The sequence below is a fragment of the Lysobacter sp. KACC 24251 genome (assembly GCF_057747755.1).
Genome location: NZ_CM173222.1, coordinates 2,291,965 through 2,312,535, shown reverse-complemented (window position 1 = coordinate 2,312,535; position 20,571 = coordinate 2,291,965). Strand labels below are relative to the sequence as shown.

Genomic DNA, 20,571 nt, shown 5'->3' with positions numbered 1-20,571 from the left:
TCTTATATCCGGATGGGGCCATCGCACGGGCGCGGTGTTACTGGCCGAAGTCGCGGAGGTAGGCCACGCTGAAACGCAGGGTGGCGGCGCCCGCGACCAGTTCGCCCGCGTGGTTGGTGACATCGCGGGTGGCGCGCCACTCATTGGCGAGGAAGTTGCCGGCACGCGCAACCGCGCGCGCGCGGAAGTCGTCAATGGCGCCGATCGCGGTTGGATAATCCGCGGCGGCAATCGCGGCCTGGGCAATGTCCAGCTTGGTCGAGAACGGCTGGCGTTCGCTGAGCGGCAAAGCGCTCACCCGGTCACGCAGATAGCCGATCTTCTCGTTGATCACCACCCCGGTCGGGCGCAGGTCGGTGACGATCAGGAACTGCGAGAAGCCGCCGTAGGTGGTGCGCGCACGCACGCTGCCCTGGGCGATTTCGTCGCTGACGTCGCGGAAGTTGCCACCCAACGGAGCCTTCAGTACGCGGAAGGCACTGCCGGGCGCGTAGGCCAGGGCGTGGGTGTGGATCTCCAGCCGGCCGGTATTGCGGAAGCGCAGGCCGCCATCGGCCGGAGGCTCGATGGTGATCAGCAACGGCAGGGCGGCCGGCAGCGCCGTCAGGCTGGCATCGGGTAGCCGGGCAAGCAGCGAGGCATCGCTCAGGCTGACCTGTTGTACCGACACGCCCAGACTGGCCGGGCTCAGACCCGTCGCATCCTGGAAGGCGAGGGTGACGTCGGCCAGCGGGTTGAGCGGGTCGCCGATGACGATGCTGGCGTCATTGCCGGAGGCATCCACCAGCACGGGCAAGGTGGCCTGCGCGCTGGCCAGGGCGCTCGCGACGCACAGGGCGCCTGCAACCACCAACTTCGAAGCCAAGTGAAGGATCGTCATGGCGCCACTCCCAGCCAATCGCCCCCGGGTGGTTGGAGAAATCCGTTCCGGCGCGTCCGGGGGCAGTGCGGGCGGGCCACGCCGTTCCTGGCGGCGCAGGCCAAGATTAACCGTCCGATGTGAAGGCCGTCTGTAGGGGGTTTCACCCAGCGGCAACCGTCATTCAGCCTCCAGACGGGCGCTGAGGGTATTCCCCCAGCACCTTTAGGGGCCATTCCGGATGGGCGATGGCGCGGCCGCTTTCCATGCTGGCCCCGTGCCCAGTCCCGGGCGAAGCCCACCGGAGTACCTGATCATGTCGCGCCACAGACTCCCCCGTAATGCTTGCCGTCTTTCCGCCATTGCAATCGGCCTGCTCGCCAGTGGCGTCGCCCTGGCGGATGCCCACCTCGACCCGCAACTGGTCTCGCTGATGCAGGCGGCCAGCCCGGCGGAAGAATTGCAGATCGTGGTCAGCTACGAACAATCCGGCCCCGTGACCGCTGCCCAGACTGCCGCCCTGCAGCAACTTGGCATCACCAAGGGCATCACCATGCGCACCCTGCCCATCGCGGGCGCGCTGGCCACCCCGGCCGAGATCCGCGCGCTGGCCCAGCGCGACGACGTGGCCTCGATCTACTTCAACGCGCCGCTGCGCTACTTCAACAAGGAGGCGCGTGAAATGTCCGGCGCCGCGCGCACCGTGCAGAACCCCGGTGATTTCGGGCGGCCAGTGCCCTACAGCGGCAAAGGCGTGGCGGTGCTGGTCAACGACTCCGGCGTCGACGGCACCCACGACGACATCAAGTTCGGCGACCACCTCGTGCAGAACACCCAGGGCGTGACCAACCTGGCCGCGGTCGACAGCATGCTGCCCATCACCTACCTCGAAGGCATCCCCAACACCGACTGGGGTTCGGGCCACGGCACGCACTGCGCCGGCACCATTGGTGGGACCGGGGCCAAGTCCAACGGCCTGTACCGCGGCGTGGCGCCAGGTGCTGACCTGGTCGGTTACGGCTCCGGTGCGGTGCTGCTCATCCTCGACGCGGTCGGCGGCCTGGACTACGCGGCCACCAACCAGTTCACCTATGCCAACACCATCCGCGTGACCAGCAACTCGTGGGGTTCCTCCGGCAAGTTCGACCCGATGAACCCGGTCAACATCTCCACCTACGAGTTGTACAAGCGCGGCATCGTCAGCGTGTTCGCTGCCGGCAACGACGGTCCAGGCGAGGACACCCACAATCCGTACGCGCAGGCGCCCTGGGTGATCTCGGTCGGAGCCGGCGAGAAGGACGGCGTGCTCACCTCGTTCTCCTCGCGCGGCAAGCGCGGCGAAACCGGAACCTTCACCATGCCCGACGGCCGCACCTGGACCTACAGCAACGAGCCGACCATCGTCGCCACCGGAGTGGACATCGTGTCCACCCGCACCCTGGGCGGTGCCCTGCACCTGCTGGCCGACGATTCGACCCTGGATCCCGCGCACCAGCCCTACTACAGCCACATGAGCGGCACCTCGATGGCCACCCCGCACGTGGCAGGCATCGTGGCCCTGATGCTGGAGGCCAACCCGTACCTCAACCCGGCGCAGATCAAGGACATCATCGAGCGCACCGCGACCAACATGACCGGCCGCCTCTACTGGGAAGCCGGCACTGGCCACGTCAATGCCTACGAGGCCGTCGCGGCGGCCGCGGGCCTGCGCAACGACCATGGCGCCACCGTCAACGCGCTGCGTGAATTCAACGCCAACGCAGTGCTCGCTGGTGGTGTGCCCAACCAGCCGTTCTCCGTGTTCTTTTCACCGGTGGGCGAAGTGGAGGAGTACTCCTTCACCGTGGGCAGCGACATCGCGTGGGTCTCCGCGCGCGCCACCATCGGCGAGAACACGCTGGCCCTGGTGCTGACCGACCCGGATGGCGTCAAGTACGGCTCGTCGATCGCATTGCCGGTGCTGGGTGACACCGTGACCACCGGTGCGCCAGGAAAGCCCGGTGTGTGGAAGGTGAGCGTGCGGGGCATCGGCTCGGTGTCGGGCACGGACGTCGATCCGCTCAACGTCACCAACGGATACGGCGCACCCGGCACGGTGAGTGGCGAGGTCAGCTTCCTCAAGAGCGGGGGCTACACCGGGATGGATGACGTGGCCCACCATGCAGCGCGCCAGGCGATCGAATACGCCGTCGCCAACCGCCTGGTCGACGGCTACTCGGACAAGAAGTTCCGTCCCGACCAGACCCTCAAGCGCAGCGAACTGGCGCAGTACCTGGTGATGGGCGCAAGCGTCCGCCAGCACCTGCCGCTGGACGGCCAGCGAACCGTCAGCGACGTCGATACCAGCAACCCGGCGTATGCCTACGTGGAGTCGGTGGTTGCCCGCGGTGGCGCCCTGCGCGACCTCAGCCAGGCGCAGGACGCGGTGATGGGCACGGTCAACGGCGCCTTCCGCCCCACCGACAGCGTGACCCGCGTGAGCCTGGCCTACTCGTTGGTGCAAGCGCTGGCCCTGCAGTCGCAGGCGCAGGGTTTCACCGGCGAGCTGACCGTGTTCCATGACGGGCGCCGCATCCCGGTGGAGGATGCTGCCAGCATCCCGGCCAGCCTGCGCGGTTATGTGCAGCTCGCGCTGGACCATGGCCTGATCAACGCGCGCTTCGCCCTGACGCAGGGTCCGTTCGACCTGCAGCCCACGTTGCATGCCTACTTCGACCCGGGCAAGACTGTGACCCGCGCAGCTTACGCCGTCGCAGCGGGTCGCTACATGAGCCACTACCAGAGCGCGGAAGACTGAGCGCAGGCTCAAGCTCCAACCCCTTGGGCCCGGCATTGCCGGGCCCTTTCTTTCCTGCGTCGGCCATGGGCGGGCAGGGGCCGCGCGTGCAGCATCGTTAAGATGGTGTCCGGTGGAGTCTCAAGGACAAGTCGATGCGGATCCTGGTGGTGGGTGCAGGTGGCGTGGGCGGCTATTTCGGTGGCCGTCTGGCCGCGGCCGATCGTGATGTCACCTTCCTGGTGCGCGACGCCCGCGCCGCATTGTTGTCGCGGGAAGGCTTGCGCATCCGCAGCCCCTTCGGCGACGTCACTCTTGCCAACCCGCAGACCCTTACCCGCGAGGGCCTGGCGACGCCCTTCGACCTGGTGATCATCGGCTGCAAGGCCTACGACCTCGCCCCCGTCATCGAGGATGTGGCCCCCGCAGTGGGGCCGGCCACCGCCGTCCTGCCGCTACTCAACGGCATGGCGCACCTGGACGCGCTGGACGCGCGTTTCGGTGGAGCGCAGGTGCTCGGCGGGCAATGCCACATCGCCGCAACGCTGGATGGCGAAGGCGTGATCCGCCACCTCAACCGCACCCACAGCCTGACCTTTGGCGAACGCGACGGCAGTGCTTCCGCGCGCATGCAGCGGATCACCGCAGTTCTGTCCGACGCCGGCTTCGAGGCACGCCCCAGCGTGCGCATCGTCCAGGACATGTGGGACAAGTGGGTGTTCCTCGCCACGCTTGCCGGCATCACCTGCCTCATGCGTGCCCCAGTGGGCGACATCATGGCCTCCCCGGGTGGGCGCGAGATCACGCTGGAACTGCTGGGCAACTGCGTTGCCGTCGCCGCAGAGGCGGGGCATCCGCCGGACGAAGCCACCGTCGAGCGTACGCGACAGTCCCTGACCGACCCGGGCTCAACCCTGACCGCGTCGATGCTGCGTGACATCCAGCGCGGTGGCCCAATCGAGGCCGATCACATCGTCGGCGACATGATCGAACGCGCGGGGCGCCAACGCGCGAGCATTCCATTGCTGCACATCGCCTACGCGCACTTGAAGGCGTACGAAGCCTGCAGGGTGCGCGCCAGCTGATTGCGGCGATCGTAGATCCGCACCTCCACGTCGGTGGCCTGCACCGCGGCCATGGCGTTGGCCTCCACCTGCGCAATGCGTGAGGCATCCAGCAGAGTGGGAAAGCGGCAATGACTGACGCGATGGTCAATGGTGCGCGGCGCAGGCATCCTGGCTCGGAACTCGACTCGGTAACCCATGGTGTTCTCCCCGCTGCGAAGTGGGTCCCGCGCGACATGGACGCGGGAATGGAACTAGGGTCACGTTTTGCCGGGCCGTTGTATGTCGGGAGATGCCGCGCTGGGGGGTAGGAAAATTCCTACAAGGTGGTACCAAGGCATCCAGCGGTGCCAGAAACGAAAAACCCCGCAGGGCATGACGCCGTGCAGGGCCTACGTTTCACGCTAACCACCAAAATGGTGGCCGGGGAGGGAATCGAACCCCCGACACGGGGATTTTCAATCCCCTGCTCTACCAACTGAGCTACCCGGCCAACAACTCGCCGGTAACGCGAGAGGCGGCATGATAAGCGTAGCCGCGCCGGCTGGCAAGCCTCACGGTGGCTGAATGCCGTTTCGCCGTGAGCTTCGTGTTGCACGGGAAGGCGCATCATGGCGACGGATCCCCATTGGCCGCCCGGTGCGGAGAGGAGGCGATGATGAGAACGATGCTGCTGATGGCCTTCGCGGCCACGCTGGCGCTCACTGGCTGCGCCACCAACCGGATCAGCGACGCCGAACGGCTGGGCATCTACCGCGCCCACGCCGGCGCCCCGGTGCCCAGTTTCCGCTACTTCACGGCGCTCAATGGCTGGACGCCGCTGGGTGACTCCGCGGTTGCGGTGTGGGCGCGACACAACGACGTCTACCTGCTGGAGCTCAATGGCCGTTGTCCGGATCTGGATTTCGCGCAGGCCATCAGCGTGACCAGCCAGATGGGCACCGTCCATGCCCGCTTCGACAAGGTGATGGTGCTCGATAGCAACATGGTGACCATGCCTTGCCAGATCCGCGAGATCCGCCCGGTCGACATCAAGGCCATCCGCCACGCCGAAAGCGACCGCCGGGCGTTGGCTCAGCCTTCCGGCGGAACGTAGCCCGCCGGTTTGTCCGCGCCGCCGCCGAACAGGAACTTCTGCATCTCGACTTCGAGGAAGGCGCGGTGCTTGGGGTCCATGGGCGAGAGGCGGTTCTCGTTGATCAGCATGGTCTGATGGGCCAGCCATTTGCCCCACGCGGCCTTGCCCACGCCGGCGAACACGCGCTTGCCCAACTCACCTGGCCAGGGAATGAAATCCAGGCCTTCGGTGTCGCGTTGTTCGTACTGGCAGAAGACGGTGCGGGGCATGGCGGATCCGTGCGCGGGAGCAAAGTAGAGGATGCGGTGACCGGGGTGTCCGGGCCTTGATCGCTGTCAGGCGCCCGTCAACAACCGGCGAATGGGTGCGGGGATGCCCAGCGAGGTCAACTCGCCGCGTGCGACCCAGCGCAGGTCGTCATTGTCGCCCACGCGTGCGCGCAGGGCGACCGGGCGCACGCGCAGCGGCTGCAATTCCAGCTTGTAGTGGCTGAAGGCGTGCGCGACGGGCGCGAGGCCTTCGGTGCTGGCGAAATCACCTTCCACGTGGCTGCGGAACCACTCCCGGGCCGCGGCGTCGTCGTCGGCCTGCGGCAGCGTCCACAACGAGGCCCAGATGCCGGTGGGCGGGCGTCGTTGCAGCAGGATGCGGCCGGCGGCGTCTTCCAGCCACAGGACTTGGGCATGACGCTGCGGCAGCGGTTTGCCCGGCTTGGGGGTAGGCAGTTCGGCGGTGCGGCCTTCGCGGCGGGCCATGCAATCGTCCTGCAGCGGACACAGTACGCACGCAGGGTCGCTGCGCGTGCACAGTGTCGCGCCCAGGTCCATTTGCGCCTGGGTGTAGTCGGCCATGCGTGTGGCAGGCAGGTGCGCCTCGGCGAAGGCCCACAGCCGCTTCTCCACCGCGGGCTGGCCGGGCCACCCGTCGACGCCGTGGTAGCGGCTGAGCACGCGCTTCACGTTGCCGTCCAGGATCGCGTGGCGGTCACCCCACGCCTGCGACAGGATCGCCGCGGCCGTGCTGCGACCGATGCCGGGCAGGGCGGTGAGGGCCTCGATGTCGCGGGGCAGGTCGCCACCGTGCAGCTCCACGCAGCGCTGGGCGGCGGCATGCAGGTTGCGCGCGCGGGCGTAGTAGCCCAGTCCGGACCACAGCGCGAGCACGTCATCCAGCGGTGCGGCGGCCAGTGCCTGCAACGACGGCAGCGCGGCGACGAAGCGCTCGAAATACGGCGTCGCGGTCTTGACCTGGGTCTGCTGCAGCATGATCTCCGACAGCCACACCCGGTACGGCGTGCGCGGATGCTGCCAGGGCAGGTCGTGGCGGCCGGACACGTCGAACCAGCCCAGCAGGCGTTTGGCGAAGGCGTCCTGGGTCATGGCGATGGGGTGGGTGATGCAGCCGTGCTGGCGTCCACGCCGTCGCCTTCGAATTCGACTTCCACCCCTTGCAGCTGCGCGCCAGCGATTTCGAGTTGCGGCGTGCTGAGGGTGCCATCCAGTGGCGGCAGTGGATTGCCGGCCGTCGCCGCGCGTGTCCATTCCAGTACTGCCGGAACGCGGAAGCGCCCGTCAAAGCGCGTGGCGTCGCGGCGCAGGCTGAGTGCCGTGGTATCGGTGAGGTCGGTGGCACCTTCGTAGGCAAGGCCGAAGGGCAGCGGCGAGGTGGACTGACCGATGGGCGGGGGCAGTGTCGGCCATGCAGCAGGCCAGCGGGGGATCGTGCCGCCCAGCAGCAACGACAGGCGCCCGCCCAATGCCAGCCGGCCGCGTGCGTCTAGATCGGGAACGATCGACGGCTCCGGTTTGGCGCCCGGCGTCGCGGGGCGGGGGCGCAGCACCACGTGTGCGGGTGACAGCCTCCAGCTTGCGTCTTCGAACGCCAGGGGCCCATGCAGGCCCAACGCGAACGGGATGCGCTGCTCCTTGCTCACGTATTGCGTGTCGATGCCGATGCGCGCCGGTGTCAGGCGAATCGCGTCCTCGCCGAAATCAAGCGGGCCGGACACGATGATCGACGACGGCATCGACCAGTCGCCATGGTCCAGGGTGAGCTCGCCCTGTGCGCGCAGGTCCGCGCGGCGCGCGGGGCGCGAAAGCGCGAGATCCAGGTCAAAGGGGATGTGGAGGGGCGCATCCACGTAGCGACCACGCACGCGTGCATGCGCTGGTCGGTCTGGATGGACGGAGGGCAGCGTGGCGTCGATCCCATCGAGGGACCAGCCGGCGGCGATGACGGTGCCGTTGTTGATCGCCAGCCCATCGGTGAGGGTGGGAATGCGTTCCTCGCCGGGTGGACGCGTCGACAGCCAGTGCTGCAGCGCGGCCAGGTCCAGGCGAGGGCTGTCGAGCTCGATGCAGCGGATCGACAGCGTCTTGCCGCGGCTGCGTACGGTTGACCACGGTACGGAGACATGGATGCGGTCGGCACGCAGCAAAGGCGTGGCTGCTCCCGGTTCACGCACGACCACGTCGCGCACCACAAGCACGGGCGCACCCCGCAGGCGGTATTCGCTGGCGCCGCCGACCGTTATCTCCAGGCCGAGCGAGCGCCCCAAGGTGCCGGTGACCAGCGATGCGAACTGCGGCGGCCGGCTGGTCCAGAACAGCAGCGCGGCGATACCTGCCACCACCAGGGCCAGCACCGCGATCAGGATGAGCCTGCGCTTCGCCATCATCCTGCGGCGGCCCCGGGCAGCAACGTCATGCTGCGGCGCCTATGCGCCCAGCGCCTCGGGCAGCAGCGCGTCGATGAAGGCCTCGGCGTCGAACACGCGCAGGTCTTCAGGGCGCTCACCGATGCCGGCGAATCGGATGGGGATGCCAAACTCGCGGGCCAGCGCGAACACCACGCCGCCCTTGGCCGTGCCATCGAGCTTTGTCACCACCAGGCCGGTCACGCCCACTGCGGCGTGGAATTGGCGCAACTGCGACAGCGCGTTCTGGCCGGTGGTGCCGTCGATCACCATCAGCACCTCGTGCGGCGCGGTGGGGTCGAGCTTGGCCAGCACGCGCTTGATCTTGCCCAGTTCGGCCATCAGACCCTGTTGCGTGTGCAGACGGCCGGCGGTGTCGGCGATCAGTACCTCGGTGCCGCGCGCCTTGGCGGCCTGCAGGGCATCGAATGCCACCGAGGCGGCGTCGGCGTTCTGGCCCTGTGCAACCACGGGCACGCCATTGCGATCGCCCCAGGCCTGCAACTGCGCCACCGCCGCCGCGCGGAAGGTGTCGCCGGCGGCCAGCATCAGCGGGCGACCTTCGTCCTTGAAACGCTTGGCTAGCTTGCCGATGGTCGTGGTCTTGCCGACTCCGTTGACCCCTACCGTCAGCAACACGAAGGGCTTGGCAGTGGTGTCGATCTGCAGCGGTACGGCCACGGGGCGCAGCATCGCCAGCAGGTCGGCGCGCAGCGCAGCCAGCAGCGCGTGGGCGTCGGCGAACTCGCGCGCCTTCATGCGCTTGCGCAGGCTTTCCACCAGTTGGGTAGTGGCGGCTACGCCCACGTCGGCGGTGAGCAGGGCGGTCTCGACCTCGTCCAGCAAGTCGTCGTCGAGTTTGGGATTGCGCGAGAACAGGCCGCCGAAGGCGCGCGCGAACGCGGTACCACGCAGGCGGTCGCGCCAGCCCTTCTTGCCATCGGAGGCGTCAACCGCCGTGGTATTCGGGGTGGCGACGGGGCGCGGTTGGTCGCCTGACACGGTGTCGGGAGTTGGGTGCCCAGGCGCGGAGTCGGTTTCGAGCGCGGCTGCGATCACCTCGGCCGGAACGGGCTCCGCCGGGGCGGCGATGGTCAGGCCCGGATCCAGGCCCGGGCCAACTACGGCACTGGTCGCCTCAAGGGGCGGCTCGGCCCCCGTGGTGGGCGTCGAATTGTGGGCCGGCGCATCGGTTGGGGTTGGGGTGTCGGCGTGGGGGAAGGCCGCGGCCAACTCTTCCACGCTGAGGCGCTTGCTGGCATCGGTGGGGGCCGCTTCGGGCTTCTTGCGGCGGAAAAAACTGAGCATCGCGTGGTGACATTCCGTGAATGCGCGAGAATGTGCACATGCTAGCACCGGCCCCCGCGAGCCCCCGATGAAACCTCCCCGTTCCCCCCGGCCCTCAGCCCCCCGTCCGCCCGCGAACGGCGCGCCCGGGCGTGTGCGGCTGATCGGCGGCAAGTGGCGTGGCACGCGGCTCGACGTGCCGGAGTCACCGGGCCTGCGCCCCACCGCGGACCGGGTGCGCGAGACCCTGTTCAACTGGCTGATGCCGATGCTGCCGGGCGCCCGGGTCCTGGACCTGTTCGCCGGCAGTGGCGCGCTGGGCCTGGAGGCGCTGTCGCGGGGTGCCGCTTCGGCGGTCCTGGTCGAACGCGACCGCGCCCTGGCCACGGCGCTGACGCGCACCTTGGCCCGCCTGGAGGGCGGGGATGCGGCGCAGGTGGTCAATACCGACGCCATGGCATGGCTGGCCACGGATGGCGGGGATCCATTCGACCTGGCCTTCCTGGACCCGCCCTTCGCGGCGGAGATGTGGTCCACGGTGATGCCGCGGCTCACCGCCCGGCTGGCGCCCACGGCCTTGCTGTACGTGGAATCCCCGGCTGACCAGGCTCCGGAGCTGCCCGCGGACTGGCACCTGCACCGCGAGGGCCGCACCCGCGAAGTCCGCTACGCGCTGTACCGGCGGCGCCCGGCGGCCACTGATACACTGGCGTGAACGCGGCCGGTCCGGCCGACACTTTCCGTTGCGCCACCTCCAGCGAATGACCTACGCATGACCGCGGCCCGACAACGCATCGCCGTTTATCCCGGCACGTTCGACCCGATCACCAATGGCCATGTCGACCTCGTCGACCGCGCGGCGCCGCTGTTCGAGCGGCTGATCATTGGCGTGGCCGAAAGCCCCGGCAAGGGCCCCGCGCTGCCGCTGGAGCTGCGCGTGGAGCTGGCGCGCCAGGCGGTGGCCCACCACGCCAACGTGGAAGTCCGTGGCTTCAATTGCCTGCTGGCGCATTTCGTGGCCGAGGTGGGCGGCGGTGTGTTGCTGCGCGGCCTGCGCGCCGTGTCGGACTTCGAGTACGAGTTCCAGCTCGCCAGCATGAACCGCCACCTCATTCCGGAGGTGGAAACGCTGTTCCTGACGCCGGCCGAACAATATGGCTTCATCTCCTCGTCGCTGGTGCGCGAAATCTCGCGCTTGGGCGGCGACGTCTCCGGCTTCGTGCCGCCCGCCGTGGCCGCCGCGCTGCAGGCGCAGTGGCGCCGTGCGGCAGACTGACTCCTTTCCATCCGCAACACCCACCACAACAGGGGCTCCCCGATGAAGACCACCACCCGCCTGATGCTCACCGCCTGCCTTGTGCTGCCGCTGCTGGCCGCGTGCAAGAAGGAAGAGGCTGCCAAGCCGGAAGCCGTCGTCGAGGCGCCGCTGGTCGCGCCGACCACCAATGACGAGAACGCGTGGGGCACCTACCTGCAGGAAGTCGTCAAGCGCAACCTCGATGGCGTGACCGGCCAGCCGTACCTGTACTTCCTGCCGGCCGAGGAAACCCCGGACTTCCAGGGCTACTACGACCGCCTGCTGGAGCAGGCCTCCACCGACCTGCAGCGCGGCATCCTCGAGGGCAACCTGGTGGCCTACGGATCGCCGTCCTCGGCCAAGATGGCTGACCTCGTGGTCGCCTCGTTCGGCCAGGTACAGGCCGGTTCGATGAAGGGCGTGAAGATCCTGTTCCTGGGCAAGGCCGAGGACAACGAGCGGGTCAAGGCTGCCGTCGCCCCGGCCGGCGTCGACTACAAGTTCATCGAGACCAAGTAACCGGCCTCGCTCCTGCCGCGCCCGCAATGGGCGCGGCAGGACCAGCCGGCGTACTGGCGCCCCACCGCCATGTCGCTGAAAATCAACGAACTCTGCGTCAATTGCGACGTCTGTGAACCCGCCTGCCCCAACCAGGCCATTTCGCAGGGCGAGACCATCTATGTGATCGATCCGGCGCGCTGCACCGAATGCGTCGGTCACTTCGACGAACCACAGTGCGTGGTCGTCTGTCCGGTCGAGTGCATCGACCCCGATCCAGACCATCCCGAATCCCAGGAGCAACTGCTCGCCAAGCTGGCGAGGTTGCAGCAGGAGTGACTTTGCATGCCCATTGATCTGCGCGCACGGACCGCGTTGGTGTTGTTGGCGGTCGGCCTGTCGTTTGCGCCGGTCATGGTCGTGCGTGCCGCTGCGGTGGATGTCGCGACGGAGAAAACAGAGAGCACACCGGGGCGCGCGGCCAGGGATTCGGCGTCGACCCGGCCGTCGAAGGCCACTCCGCCGGGTGCGGTGATCGCCAGCGCCCACGCGCTGTCCACCGATGCCGGCCTGGAGATCATCCGCGCCGGGGGCAACGCCTTCGATGCGGCGATCGCGGTGTCGGCGGTGTTGTCGGTGGTCGAGCCGATCAGTTCGGGCATCGGCGGCGGCGGCTTCTTCCTCCTGCACGACGCGCGCAGCGGCCGGGACGTCTTCGTGGATGCACGTGAGACGGCGCCCGAATCCGCCACGCCGGAAGCGTTCCTCGATGCCAAGGGCGAGCTCAACCGCGATCGTTCGGTCAACGGCCCGTGGTCGGCTGGCATTCCCGGCCTGCCCGCGGCACTGGTGCACCTCGCCGAACGCTACGGTCGACTGCCATTGAAGGCTTCACTGGCACCGGCCATTCGCATCGCCCGCGCGGGGTTCCCGATCTACGCGCGCCTGGAGCGGGGCTATGGCGCCCGCCGCGAGGTGATGGAACGCTATCGCGGTACCCGCGCGGTGTTCCTCGCCGACGGCACGCCGCCGCAGGTGGGCGAAGTGCTCAGGCAGTCCGACCTGGCACGCACGCTGGAACTGCTGGGTGAAAAGGGCTTCGACGGCTTCTACCGCGGCGAGGTGGCGAAGAAGCTGCTCGCCTCGGTTAAGGAGGAGGGTGGCAAGTGGCGTGCCGACGAGCTCGCCGGCTACCGCGTCAAGGAGCGCGAGCCGTTGCGCTTCAAGTACCGCGGCTGGGATGTCACCACCGCGCCGCCGCCGTCGTCGGGTGGCGTGGCGATGGCGCAGATCCTGCAGATCCTCGAGGGCTGGGATCTGTCCAAGCTCGATGCCGCGCAACGCACCCACCTGGTCACCGAGGCGATGCGTCGGGCCTATCGGGACCGCACCATCTATCTTGGCGATCCAGACTTCGTGAAGGTGCCGGTGGCGCGCCTCACCAGCCGCGAGTACGCGGCGGGCCAGCGTGCGTCGATCCATCCGGAAAAGGCGCTGCCCAGCGAATTGCTTTCGGGCCGGCCGGCGCCGCTGGAGGATGATGAAACCACCCACTTCTCGATCATCGACGCCGAAGGCAACCGCGTTTCGGCGACGCAGACGGTGAACCTGCTTTATGGCTCTGGCATGGTGGCGCCGGGCACCGGGGTGCTGCTCAACAACGAAATGGACGACTTCGCGCTGCGCCCCGGCACGCCCAACGCCTTCGGAGTGATGGGCTTCGAAGCCAACGCACCGAAGGCTGGCAAACGCATGCTCAGCTCGATGACACCGAGCTTCATCGAGTCCAAGGACAAGGTGGCGGCGATTGGTGCCCCCGGCGGCAGCCGCATCATTACCGAAGTGCTGCTTGGCATCCTGGGCTACGACGATGGCCTGAGCTCGCAGCAGGTCGCGGCGCTGCCACGAATCCACCACCAGTGGATGCCGGACGTGATTTCCGCCGAAGCCGGCGCGTTGGCACCGGAAACCGTCAAGGCGCTGGAAGCGATGGGCCACAAGGTCAATGCCGCCGAACAGCCGTGGGGCAACCTGCAGACGGTGGCTTGGGACAAGGCGCAGAACACGCTGGAAGGTGGCACCGATCCGCGCAATCCGGTTGGCAAAGCCGACGTGCTGCTGGCGCCCGCGCAGAAGTAGGTGCCTGCGGGTCACCTGCTGGTGACGGCGGTATCATGGGCCAGTCATCGGGATGTGCGCGTGAGGTGGTGGGACATGAAACTCTGGTCGCTGCTGGGAAACAGCCAGAAGCTCGACGGCGGCGCGATGTTTGGCAACGCGCCGCGCGCGATGTGGTCCAAGTGGGCGCCGCCGGACGAACAGAACCGGATCGAGCTCGCGTGCCGGGCGTTGCTGGCCAGTCCGCTCGCCGGCAAGACCGTGCTGTTCGAAGCGGGCATCGGTGCCTTCTTCGAGCCCAAGTTGCGAGAGCGTTATGGCGTGGTCGAAGAGCGTCATGTACTGCTCGACTCGCTCGCCGCCGCCGGGTTCAAGCCGGAAGACATCGACGTGGTCGTGCTTTCGCACCTGCACTTCGACCATGCGGGCGGCCTGCTCGCGCAGTGGGAGGAAGGCCAGCCTCCGCGGCTGGTGTTCCCGAACGCAACCTACGTCGTGGGGCGCGAGCATTGGGAGCGCGCCTTGCAGCCGCACGCGCGCGACCGGGCCAGCTTCATTCCGGAACTGCCTGCCCTGATCGAAGCCACCGGCCGTCTGGAATTGGTGGATGGCCCGCACAGCCGCACGCTGGGCGATAGCGTCCGCTTCCATTTCAGCAGCGGCCATACGCCCGGCCTGATGCTGTCGGAGATCGTTGGCCCGGAAACCGTGGAGGGCCAGCCGCACGGCGGGGTGGTGTTCTGCGCCGACCTGATCCCAGGGCGGCCCTGGGTGCACGTGCCGATCACGATGGGTTACGACCGCAATGCGGAATTGCTGATCGACGAGAAGAAGTCATTCCTTGCCGACAAGCTGACCCGCAATGTGCATCTGTTCTTCACCCATGACCCGGGTTGCGCGCTGGCCCAGGTGACGCGCGATGAAAAGGGCAAGTTCGGCACCACCCACGAGGTCGCCGAACTGCACGCCAGGGCACTGGCGGCATGAGGTTTGCGCTGGCCGTGCTGGCGTTGCTGCTGGCAGGGCAGGAGGTACGGGCGCAGGAGGTGCCGGAGCTGGTGCCGCGCGCAGGCCGCGCCATTCGCGACCCCGATTTCCGGGTGGAGACACGGCAGTTCGGCCTCGACCGCAAGGTCGAGATGCTGCAGTGGCGCAGTGATGCTGCAGGCTACGCGCGGGCGTGGAATGCCGGGCCGATTGATTCGACCGACTTTGGCCCGGCGCACAGAAACCCCGGCGAGCTGCCGATTGGCAGCGAACGATGGTGGGCGACCGACGCGACACTCAACGGCAAGCCTCTGGCGCCGGAGGTGTTGCGCACGTTGGGTGAGTGGCGCGAGTTCCGGCCCAGCTACAGCCGCCTGCCCGCCAACCTGTCGGCCACGTTCCAGCCTGACGGCGACGGGCTGAGCAGCAGTGAGAATCCGCTGGATCCGCAGATCGGCGATCTACGGATCACCTGGAGGGAACTGACGCTGCCTCCGCTGTTGGGCAAGGTTGAGCTCCGCGATGGAGTTTGGCATCCGCTGCCGGCAGCCACAGTGCCGGCCATGCCCGCGCCCGGCCCAGAGGAGCCGCTCGAGCCGGCTGACGACGGCGACGGAATCCCCTGGCTGTGGTGGCTATGGGGTGCAGGCGGCCTGGTGGGCCTCGCGCTGGTTACCCTGGTGACCCTTCGCAGGCGCCGCGGCACCTCGAAAGACGCGCGACACTAGACCAGGTCGGTTCCGAACAACTTGTCGCCTGCGTCGCCGAGGCCGGGGAGGATGTATCCGACGTCGTTGAGCCGCTCATCGATCGCGGCGGTATAGACCTCGAAGTCAGGATGCGCCGCTTCCACCGCGCGCAGGCCCTCTGGCGCGGCGACCAGGAACAGGCCCTTGATCCGCGTGCAGCCGTGCGCCTTGAGCTGGTCGATGGCGGCGATGGTGCTGCCGCCCGTGGCGAGCATGGGGTCCACGATGATCGCCACGCGCTCGGCCATGTGGGCTGGGAGGTTGAGGTAATAGCGGTCAGGGCGCAGCGTCTGCTCGTTGCGCTTCAGGCCCACCACGCCAATGCGCGCGGTGGGAAGCGCCACCAGCACTCCCTGCAGCATGCCCAGGCCCGCACGCAGGATCGGGACCAGCGTGACCTTGGCGGCCAGGCGCCGCACGTGCGTCGGCCCGGCCCAACCTTCGATGACGGCGTCCTCGGTCGCCAGGTCGCGCGTGGCCTCGAAGGCCACCAGCGTGCCGACCTCGGCCACCAGTTCGCGGAACTCCTTGTTGCTGATGTCCTTGCGGCGCATCAGTCCCATCTTGTGCTGGACGAGGGGGTGCTGGACTTCGACAGTCTTCATGCGACAGGCCGGGCAGGGGACGCCGACAGCCTAGCTGACCACGGCACGGTTGGCACAACGGACGAGGCCGGGACATGCCCGGCCTCGTCGTTGCCCATCACGATGGAGCGTGCGCTCAGGCAGCCACGGCCTGCGTGGCGCGGGGACCTTCCTTCAGGGCGCGCCCGACCATCGCCACCAGCAGGTCGATCTCCTCGCTGGTGATGGTGAAGGTGGGGGTGAAGCGGAGCGAGTTGGCCCCACCGTGGATCACGCCGATACCGTGCTCGCGCAGCCACTCCTCGGTGGAGCGGGCGCCGTAACACTTGAACTCGGGCGCGAGCTCGCAGGAGAACAGCAGGCCGGTGCCCTGCACCTTGGTGATCGCGCCGCCCAGCTGGCCCTTCAACGCTTCCAGTTTCTGCAAGGCCTCGGTGCCGCGCGTACGGATGTTGTCGCGCACGGCCGGAGTGACCTGCTTCAGCACCGCGCAGGCCACGTCCAGTGCGCGCGGATTGGTGGTCATGGTGTTGCCGTACAGGCCCTTCCGGTAGGTCTCCGCGGCCTGCTTGCTGACGGCGAGCACCGACAGCGGGTACTGGCCGGCATTGAGCGCCTTGGAGTAGGTCTCCATGTCCGGCGCTTCCACGCCTTCGAAGCCGGGGTAGTCCACGATCGACAGCACGCCGTTGGCACGCAGGCCGGCCTGGATCGAGTCGACCAGCAGCATCGCGCCGTGCGCCTTGGTAAGCGCGCGGGCGGCGTTGTAGAACTCCACCGGCACGCTGCGGCCCGGATCGCCTTCGCCCATCACCGGCTCCAGGAACATCGCCTCGATGAACCAGCCGTTGGCGTCGGCATCGGCGAAGATCTGCTTCAGCGCGGCCACGTCGTAGGGTTCCACGGCCAGCACGCTGTCCTCGCCGCGGAAGCTGGCCAGGTGCTGCAGGTAGGTCTTGCGGCTGGAGTCCGAATACAGCGCCGGGCGCTCCGTGCGGCCGTGGAAGCTGCCCTTGACCACCAGGCGCTTGATGGCGCGGCCGGCGTGGCGGGCGCCCGCATCCGTCATCAGCTTGGCATTGGTGTCGACGATGCGCGACGCCAGCGACACCGACTCCGAGCCGGAGTTCAGGCACAGGAACTTGTCGTACGGGCAGCCGCCCCGCGTGGTGCCGATGGCCGCGCGCAGGGCGCGCTCGAAGCGCAGGTGCGAGAGTGACGGGGTCATGATGTTGGCCATCGCCTGCGGCTTGGCCATTGCCTCGATCACCGCCTTGGGTGCGTGGCCGAAACCGAGCATGCCGTAGCCGCCGGAGTCGTGCAGCACCGCGCCCTTGAGGGTCACGATCCACGGGCCGCGGGCGGTCAGCGCGACGTAGGGGTTGACCGCATCGTCAGCATAGAAATTGACGTAGCCGGCCTGCAGGGCGTGGATCTGCGCGTCCTCGTCCAGGTCCAGCAGGTCGGCGACGTCGGCCTTGACCCGCGCGTACTCGGCGGCGGCGGCTTCGATGGCCTCGCCCAACTCCGGGTGGGTCGCGGCAAAGCGCAGGACGGTGGCGTCATCCAGGCCGAGGGTGCGCCGCGCGCCGCCGTGGGCGCGCAGCGGCGCGAGGTTGTCGAGGATGGTCATGGGCGCCCTCCCGGGGTCGTTCATATGGGTATCGATTCATTATCCAGATTGATTCGTCGATAGACAGCGTGAATGCGCGCGGAATAAACTGACCTTTCGTCGAAATGACGAGCAGGATTGGGCAGAATGAAGATCACCGCGGCCGACCAGCAGCTTTTGTCCGTGCTTCGCGAGAACGCGCGCGCCTCCACGGCCGAAATCGCCCGCCGCCTCAAGCTGTCGCGGACCACGGTGCAGAGCCGGATCGAGCGGCTGGAGCGGCAGGGTCTGATTGCCGGCTACACGGTTCGCGTGGACGACGAGGCCGAACGCGGCTGGATCCGCGCGCACATCATGATCACCGTGCTGCCCAAGCAGGCCCCCGCGGTCGTGAAGGCGCTTCACGCCATGCCTGAGGTGCGCACCCTGCACTCGGTCAGCGGACCGTTCGACCTGGTGGCCCTGGGCGTGACGCCCACGGTGTCGGTCATGGACGAACTGACCGACCGCATCGGCGCCATCGAGGGCGTGGAGCGGACCACGTCGTCGATCATCCTGTCGGCCAAGTTCGAGCGCTAGCGCGGGGGCGGTGGGCAGGGGCCTATACAATGTGCGGTTCCCGCCGCATCCACCACCCGCTTGAAGAAGTCCGACTTCCACTACGACCTGCCCCCGGAGCTGATCGCCCAGGCGCCGCTGGCCGAGCGTTCCGCCAGCCGCCTGCTGGTGGTGCCGCCCACGCCCGCGCCGCTGCGGGATGGCCACTTCCGCGACCTGCTCGACCTGCTGGCACCCGGTGACCTGCTGGTGTTCAACGACACCCGGGTGATCCCTGCCCGACTCTTCGGGCAGAAAGCCACGGGCGGCCGGGTCGAGATCCTGATCGAGCGCCTGCTGGGCGGTAACCAGGCGCGCGCGCAACTGGGCGTCAGCAAATCGCCCAAGGCGGGTGCCCGGATCGCGCTGGACGCCGGCGGCGAAGCCGAAGTGCTGGGTCGCGAAGGCGAGTTTTACGTGCTGCAGTTCCACGTGCCCGAATCGCTGGAGAGCTGGCTGCTGCACGCCGGCCGCCTGCCGTTGCCGCCCTACATCCAGCGGGTGCCTGGCCAGGATGACACCGAGCGCTACCAGACCGTGTTCGCCCGCGAGGTGGGCGCGGTGGCGGCACCCACGGCCGGATTGCATTTCGACGAAGCGCTGCTCGCGGCGTTGCAGGCCAAGGGCGTGCACTTCGGCCACGTGACGCTCCACGTCGGGGCAGGGACCTTCCAGCCGGTGCGCGTGGACGACCTGGACCAGCACGTGATGCACAGCGAATGGCTCAACGTCGGTGCCGAACTGGTCGAAGCCATCCGCGATACCCGTGCCGCGGGAGGTCGGGTCATTGGCGTTGGCACGACCGTGGTGCGCGCGCTCGAAAGCGCGACGCGCACCAACGATGCCGGACAGCGGGAACTGCAGCCCTACTCGGGCGAAACCCGGTTGTTCATCCTGCCCGGCTACCGCATCACCTCGGTTGACGCGTTGGTCACCAATTTCCATCTGCCGGAGAGCACCCTGTTGATGATGGTCTCGGCGTTCGCCGGCAAGGAGCGCGTATTCGAGGCCTATGCCCACGCGATCCGCGAGGCGTACCGCTTCTTCTCCTATGGCGATGCGATGCTCCTGTTTCCCGCGGCGCCCCTGCCGGAGGTGCGCGCATGAGCCGCATGGCATTCGAACTGCTGGGCACCGACGGCGCCGCGCGCCGTGGCCGCCTGACCTTCCCGCGGGGCACTGTGGAGACGCCGGCCTTCATGCCAGTGGGCACCTACGGCTCGGTCAAGGGCGTGATGCCGGAGCAGGTGCGCGAGCTGGGCGCCGAGATCATCCTCGGCAACACCTTCCACCTGTACCTGCGCCCCGGCCTGGACGTGATCGCCGACCATGGCGGCCTGCACGGCTTTGGCCGCTGGGATGGGCCGATCCTGACCGACTCGGGCGGTTTCCAGGTGTTCTCGCTGGCACACAAGCGCAAGATCACCGAGCAGGGCGTGACCTTCGCCGCGCCCACCGACGGGCGCAAGGTGTTCCTCGGGCCCGAGGAGAGCATGCACATCCAGAAGGTGCTCGACTCGGACATTGTGATGATCTTCGACGAGTGCACGCCGTACCTCGTGGATGGCCAGCCGGCCAGCGAACAGGTGGCGCGCAAGTCGATGGAACTGAGCCTGCGATGGGCCGAGCGCAGCAAGAAGGCGCATGAGGGCAATGACGCGGCGCTGTTTGGCATCGTGCAGGGCGGCATGTATGCGGAACTGCGCACGCGCTCGGCCGAGGGGCTGAAGCAGATCGGTTTTGACGGGTACGCCATCGGCGGACTGGCCGTGGGCGAACCGGAAGCGGTCCGCAACCACACCCTGGACCACATCGCCCCACAGTTGCCGGAGGACCGCCCGCGCTACCTCATGGGCGTGGGACGGCCGGAGGACCTGGTCGAGGCGGTGGCACGCGGCGTGGACATGTTCGACTGCGTGATGCCCACGCGCAACGCGCGCAACGGCCATTACTTCACCTCCTTCGGCACGGTAAGGGTGCGTAACGCCAAGTACGAGCGCGACCTTCGGCCGATCGAGGAGGGTTGCGACTGCTACTCCTGCTCGCGCGGGTTCAGCCGGTCGTACCTGCGGCACCTGGACCGCTGCAACGAGATGCTGGCACCGATGCTGGGAACGCTGCACAACCTGCGCTACTACCAGCGGTTGATGGCTCAGATGCGGGCGGCGATCGAGCAGGGCGCATTCCAGGCCTTCCGGGAGGCCTTCTATGCCGCCCGCGCCGGTGGCGGGGACTGAGCGGCGGGGAACTGTCCGTCCCCGCGCCGGTCAGACCCGCCGGTCTTCCCTGGCCGGATGTCGCTCCCGCTGTGCCGCCGCTGGCCGCGGCACGCGGCAGGCCAATGCCCGCTTGAAACCGGGCGTACCGGAA

The 20,571-nt window shown here is 68.1% G+C and carries 21 protein-coding genes and 1 tRNA gene; 13 read left to right on the top strand and 9 right to left on the bottom strand.

Annotated features, from left to right (window positions below):
• Positions 1 to 37 precede the first annotated feature (37 nt).
• Complete coding sequence (locus tag AC3ARF_RS10845; protein ID WP_498927835.1) at positions 38 to 880, bottom strand: DUF6689 family protein; 843 nt, start codon at positions 878 to 880, stop codon at positions 38 to 40.
• A gap of 295 nt (positions 881 to 1,175) precedes the next feature.
• Here AC3ARF_RS10845 and AC3ARF_RS10840 point away from each other — a divergent pair, with 295 nt between their 5' ends.
• Entirely contained in the window at positions 1,176 to 3,656 is a 2,481-nt protein-coding gene (locus tag AC3ARF_RS10840) for a S8 family serine peptidase (RefSeq protein ID WP_498927834.1), read from the top strand.
• Positions 3,657 to 3,790: 134 nt separating this feature from the next.
• On the top strand, positions 3,791 to 4,720 hold the full coding sequence (gene panE, locus AC3ARF_RS10835) for a 2-dehydropantoate 2-reductase (protein ID WP_498927832.1): 930 nt from the start codon (positions 3,791 to 3,793) through the stop codon (positions 4,718 to 4,720).
• Here the strand turns inward: panE and AC3ARF_RS10830 are convergent.
• Together AC3ARF_RS10830 and AC3ARF_RS10825 are read right to left on the bottom strand one after the other, a co-directional pair.
• Complete coding sequence (locus AC3ARF_RS10830) at positions 4,672 to 4,899, bottom strand: hypothetical protein (protein ID WP_498927831.1); 228 nt, start codon at positions 4,897 to 4,899, stop codon at positions 4,672 to 4,674. The two genes, panE and AC3ARF_RS10830, sit on opposite strands and share 49 nt — an antisense overlap.
• Positions 4,900 to 5,116: 217 nt before the next feature.
• A tRNA-Phe gene (locus tag AC3ARF_RS10825) sits at positions 5,117 to 5,192 on the bottom strand.
• A gap of 165 nt (positions 5,193 to 5,357) precedes the next feature.
• Here AC3ARF_RS10825 and AC3ARF_RS10820 point away from each other — a divergent pair.
• A complete protein-coding gene (locus tag AC3ARF_RS10820; protein ID WP_498927829.1) occupies positions 5,358 to 5,795 on the top strand; it encodes a DUF6491 family protein in 438 nt (145 codons plus the stop codon).
• On the opposite strand, the gene AC3ARF_RS10815 is transcribed toward AC3ARF_RS10820, so the two are convergent.
• From AC3ARF_RS10815 to ftsY, 4 genes are all read right to left on the bottom strand, one after another.
• Positions 5,774 to 6,046: an oxidative damage protection protein gene (locus AC3ARF_RS10815; RefSeq protein ID WP_498927827.1), complete on the bottom strand. Its 273-nt coding sequence runs from the start codon at positions 6,044 to 6,046 to the stop codon at positions 5,774 to 5,776. The two genes, AC3ARF_RS10820 and AC3ARF_RS10815, sit on opposite strands and share 22 nt — an antisense overlap.
• Positions 6,047 to 6,112: 66 nt before the next feature.
• On the bottom strand, positions 6,113 to 7,156 hold the full coding sequence (gene mutY, locus AC3ARF_RS10810; protein WP_498927826.1) for an A/G-specific adenine glycosylase: 1,044 nt from the start codon (positions 7,154 to 7,156) through the stop codon (positions 6,113 to 6,115).
• Positions 7,153 to 8,451, bottom strand: coding sequence for an AsmA family protein (locus AC3ARF_RS10805; RefSeq protein ID WP_498927824.1), 1,299 nt, complete (start codon positions 8,449 to 8,451; stop codon positions 7,153 to 7,155). The genes mutY and AC3ARF_RS10805 overlap by 4 nt, the downstream gene beginning before the upstream one ends.
• Before the next feature lie 42 nt (positions 8,452 to 8,493).
• Positions 8,494 to 9,780, bottom strand: coding sequence for a signal recognition particle-docking protein FtsY (gene ftsY / locus AC3ARF_RS10800; RefSeq protein ID WP_498927822.1), 1,287 nt, complete (start codon positions 9,778 to 9,780; stop codon positions 8,494 to 8,496).
• Positions 9,781 to 9,847: 67 nt separating this feature from the next.
• Between ftsY and rsmD the strand changes: the two genes are divergently transcribed.
• From rsmD to AC3ARF_RS10765, 7 genes are all read left to right on the top strand, one after another.
• Positions 9,848 to 10,474 (top strand): 16S rRNA (guanine(966)-N(2))-methyltransferase RsmD, encoded by a 627-nt coding sequence (gene rsmD / locus AC3ARF_RS10795; protein WP_498927820.1) that lies wholly within the window; start codon positions 9,848 to 9,850, stop codon positions 10,472 to 10,474.
• 57 nt (positions 10,475 to 10,531) lie between these two features.
• On the top strand, positions 10,532 to 11,035 hold the full coding sequence (gene coaD, locus AC3ARF_RS10790; RefSeq protein WP_498927818.1) for a pantetheine-phosphate adenylyltransferase: 504 nt from the start codon (positions 10,532 to 10,534) through the stop codon (positions 11,033 to 11,035).
• Between the two features lie 42 nt (positions 11,036 to 11,077).
• A complete protein-coding gene (locus AC3ARF_RS10785) occupies positions 11,078 to 11,575 on the top strand; it encodes a hypothetical protein (protein ID WP_498927817.1) in 498 nt (165 codons plus the stop codon).
• A gap of 69 nt (positions 11,576 to 11,644) precedes the next feature.
• The gene (locus AC3ARF_RS10780) at positions 11,645 to 11,893 is read left to right on the top strand and encodes a YfhL family 4Fe-4S dicluster ferredoxin (RefSeq protein ID WP_498927815.1); all 249 of its coding nucleotides are present in this window, start codon (positions 11,645 to 11,647) and stop codon (positions 11,891 to 11,893) included.
• Positions 11,894 to 11,899: 6 nt separating this feature from the next.
• Positions 11,900 to 13,693 carry a gamma-glutamyltransferase gene (gene ggt / locus AC3ARF_RS10775; RefSeq protein WP_498927813.1) on the top strand — a complete coding sequence of 598 codons (1,794 nt, stop codon included), beginning with the start codon at positions 11,900 to 11,902 and terminating at the stop codon, positions 13,691 to 13,693.
• 75 nt (positions 13,694 to 13,768) lie between these two features.
• Positions 13,769 to 14,659: an MBL fold metallo-hydrolase gene (locus AC3ARF_RS10770; RefSeq protein WP_498927811.1), complete on the top strand. Its 891-nt coding sequence runs from the start codon at positions 13,769 to 13,771 to the stop codon at positions 14,657 to 14,659.
• Positions 14,656 to 15,387, top strand: coding sequence for a TMEM43 family protein (locus tag AC3ARF_RS10765; RefSeq protein ID WP_498927809.1), 732 nt, complete (start codon positions 14,656 to 14,658; stop codon positions 15,385 to 15,387). The genes AC3ARF_RS10770 and AC3ARF_RS10765 overlap by 4 nt, the downstream gene beginning before the upstream one ends.
• Here AC3ARF_RS10765 and upp read toward each other — a convergent pair.
• Both upp and AC3ARF_RS10755 read right to left on the bottom strand, forming a co-directional pair.
• The gene (upp, locus tag AC3ARF_RS10760) at positions 15,384 to 16,013 is read right to left on the bottom strand and encodes a uracil phosphoribosyltransferase (RefSeq protein ID WP_498927808.1); all 630 of its coding nucleotides are present in this window, start codon (positions 16,011 to 16,013) and stop codon (positions 15,384 to 15,386) included. The two genes, AC3ARF_RS10765 and upp, sit on opposite strands and share 4 nt — an antisense overlap.
• Before the next feature lie 115 nt (positions 16,014 to 16,128).
• The gene (locus AC3ARF_RS10755; RefSeq protein ID WP_498927806.1) at positions 16,129 to 17,625 is read right to left on the bottom strand and encodes an aminotransferase class III-fold pyridoxal phosphate-dependent enzyme; all 1,497 of its coding nucleotides are present in this window, start codon (positions 17,623 to 17,625) and stop codon (positions 16,129 to 16,131) included.
• A 126-nt stretch (positions 17,626 to 17,751) separates the two neighbouring features.
• On the opposite strand from AC3ARF_RS10755, the gene AC3ARF_RS10750 reads away from it, so the two are divergent.
• From AC3ARF_RS10750 to tgt, 3 genes are read left to right on the top strand one after another with little or no spacing between them, the layout of a single operon-like run.
• Positions 17,752 to 18,183 (top strand): Lrp/AsnC family transcriptional regulator, encoded by a 432-nt coding sequence (locus tag AC3ARF_RS10750; RefSeq protein ID WP_498927804.1) that lies wholly within the window; start codon positions 17,752 to 17,754, stop codon positions 18,181 to 18,183.
• A gap of 60 nt (positions 18,184 to 18,243) precedes the next feature.
• Entirely contained in the window at positions 18,244 to 19,308 is a 1,065-nt protein-coding gene (gene queA, locus AC3ARF_RS10745; RefSeq protein ID WP_498927801.1) for a tRNA preQ1(34) S-adenosylmethionine ribosyltransferase-isomerase QueA, read from the top strand.
• A complete protein-coding gene (gene tgt / locus AC3ARF_RS10740) occupies positions 19,305 to 20,438 on the top strand; it encodes a tRNA guanosine(34) transglycosylase Tgt (protein WP_498927799.1) in 1,134 nt (377 codons plus the stop codon). The genes queA and tgt overlap by 4 nt, the downstream gene beginning before the upstream one ends.
• Positions 20,439 to 20,571: the final 133 nt, after the last annotated feature.

Excerpts from the sequence above, each read along its gene's own strand:
- AC3ARF_RS10845 (WP_498927835.1), bottom strand. The coding sequence starts at position 880 with ATGACGATCCTTCACTTGGCTTCGAAGTTGGTGGTTGCAGGCGCCCTG.
- AC3ARF_RS10840 (WP_498927834.1), top strand. The coding sequence starts at position 1,176 with ATGTCGCGCCACAGACTCCCCCGTAATGCTTGCCGTCTTTCCGCCATT.
- panE (WP_498927832.1), top strand. The coding sequence starts at position 3,791 with ATGCGGATCCTGGTGGTGGGTGCAGGTGGCGTGGGCGGCTATTTCGGT.
- AC3ARF_RS10830 (WP_498927831.1), bottom strand. The coding sequence starts at position 4,899 with ATGGGTTACCGAGTCGAGTTCCGAGCCAGGATGCCTGCGCCGCGCACC.
- AC3ARF_RS10820 (WP_498927829.1), top strand. The coding sequence starts at position 5,358 with ATGAGAACGATGCTGCTGATGGCCTTCGCGGCCACGCTGGCGCTCACT.
- AC3ARF_RS10815 (WP_498927827.1), bottom strand. The coding sequence starts at position 6,046 with ATGCCCCGCACCGTCTTCTGCCAGTACGAACAACGCGACACCGAAGGC.
- mutY (WP_498927826.1), bottom strand. The coding sequence starts at position 7,156 with ATGACCCAGGACGCCTTCGCCAAACGCCTGCTGGGCTGGTTCGACGTG.
- AC3ARF_RS10805 (WP_498927824.1), bottom strand. The coding sequence starts at position 8,451 with ATGGCGAAGCGCAGGCTCATCCTGATCGCGGTGCTGGCCCTGGTGGTG.
- ftsY (WP_498927822.1), bottom strand. The coding sequence starts at position 9,780 with ATGCTCAGTTTTTTCCGCCGCAAGAAGCCCGAAGCGGCCCCCACCGAT.
- rsmD (WP_498927820.1), top strand. The coding sequence starts at position 9,848 with ATGAAACCTCCCCGTTCCCCCCGGCCCTCAGCCCCCCGTCCGCCCGCG.
- coaD (WP_498927818.1), top strand. The coding sequence starts at position 10,532 with ATGACCGCGGCCCGACAACGCATCGCCGTTTATCCCGGCACGTTCGAC.
- AC3ARF_RS10785 (WP_498927817.1), top strand. The coding sequence starts at position 11,078 with ATGAAGACCACCACCCGCCTGATGCTCACCGCCTGCCTTGTGCTGCCG.
- AC3ARF_RS10780 (WP_498927815.1), top strand. The coding sequence starts at position 11,645 with ATGTCGCTGAAAATCAACGAACTCTGCGTCAATTGCGACGTCTGTGAA.
- ggt (WP_498927813.1), top strand. The coding sequence starts at position 11,900 with ATGCCCATTGATCTGCGCGCACGGACCGCGTTGGTGTTGTTGGCGGTC.
- AC3ARF_RS10770 (WP_498927811.1), top strand. The coding sequence starts at position 13,769 with ATGAAACTCTGGTCGCTGCTGGGAAACAGCCAGAAGCTCGACGGCGGC.
- AC3ARF_RS10765 (WP_498927809.1), top strand. The coding sequence starts at position 14,656 with ATGAGGTTTGCGCTGGCCGTGCTGGCGTTGCTGCTGGCAGGGCAGGAG.
- upp (WP_498927808.1), bottom strand. The coding sequence starts at position 16,013 with ATGAAGACTGTCGAAGTCCAGCACCCCCTCGTCCAGCACAAGATGGGA.
- AC3ARF_RS10755 (WP_498927806.1), bottom strand. The coding sequence starts at position 17,625 with ATGACCATCCTCGACAACCTCGCGCCGCTGCGCGCCCACGGCGGCGCG.
- AC3ARF_RS10750 (WP_498927804.1), top strand. The coding sequence starts at position 17,752 with ATGAAGATCACCGCGGCCGACCAGCAGCTTTTGTCCGTGCTTCGCGAG.
- tgt (WP_498927799.1), top strand. The coding sequence starts at position 19,305 with ATGAGCCGCATGGCATTCGAACTGCTGGGCACCGACGGCGCCGCGCGC.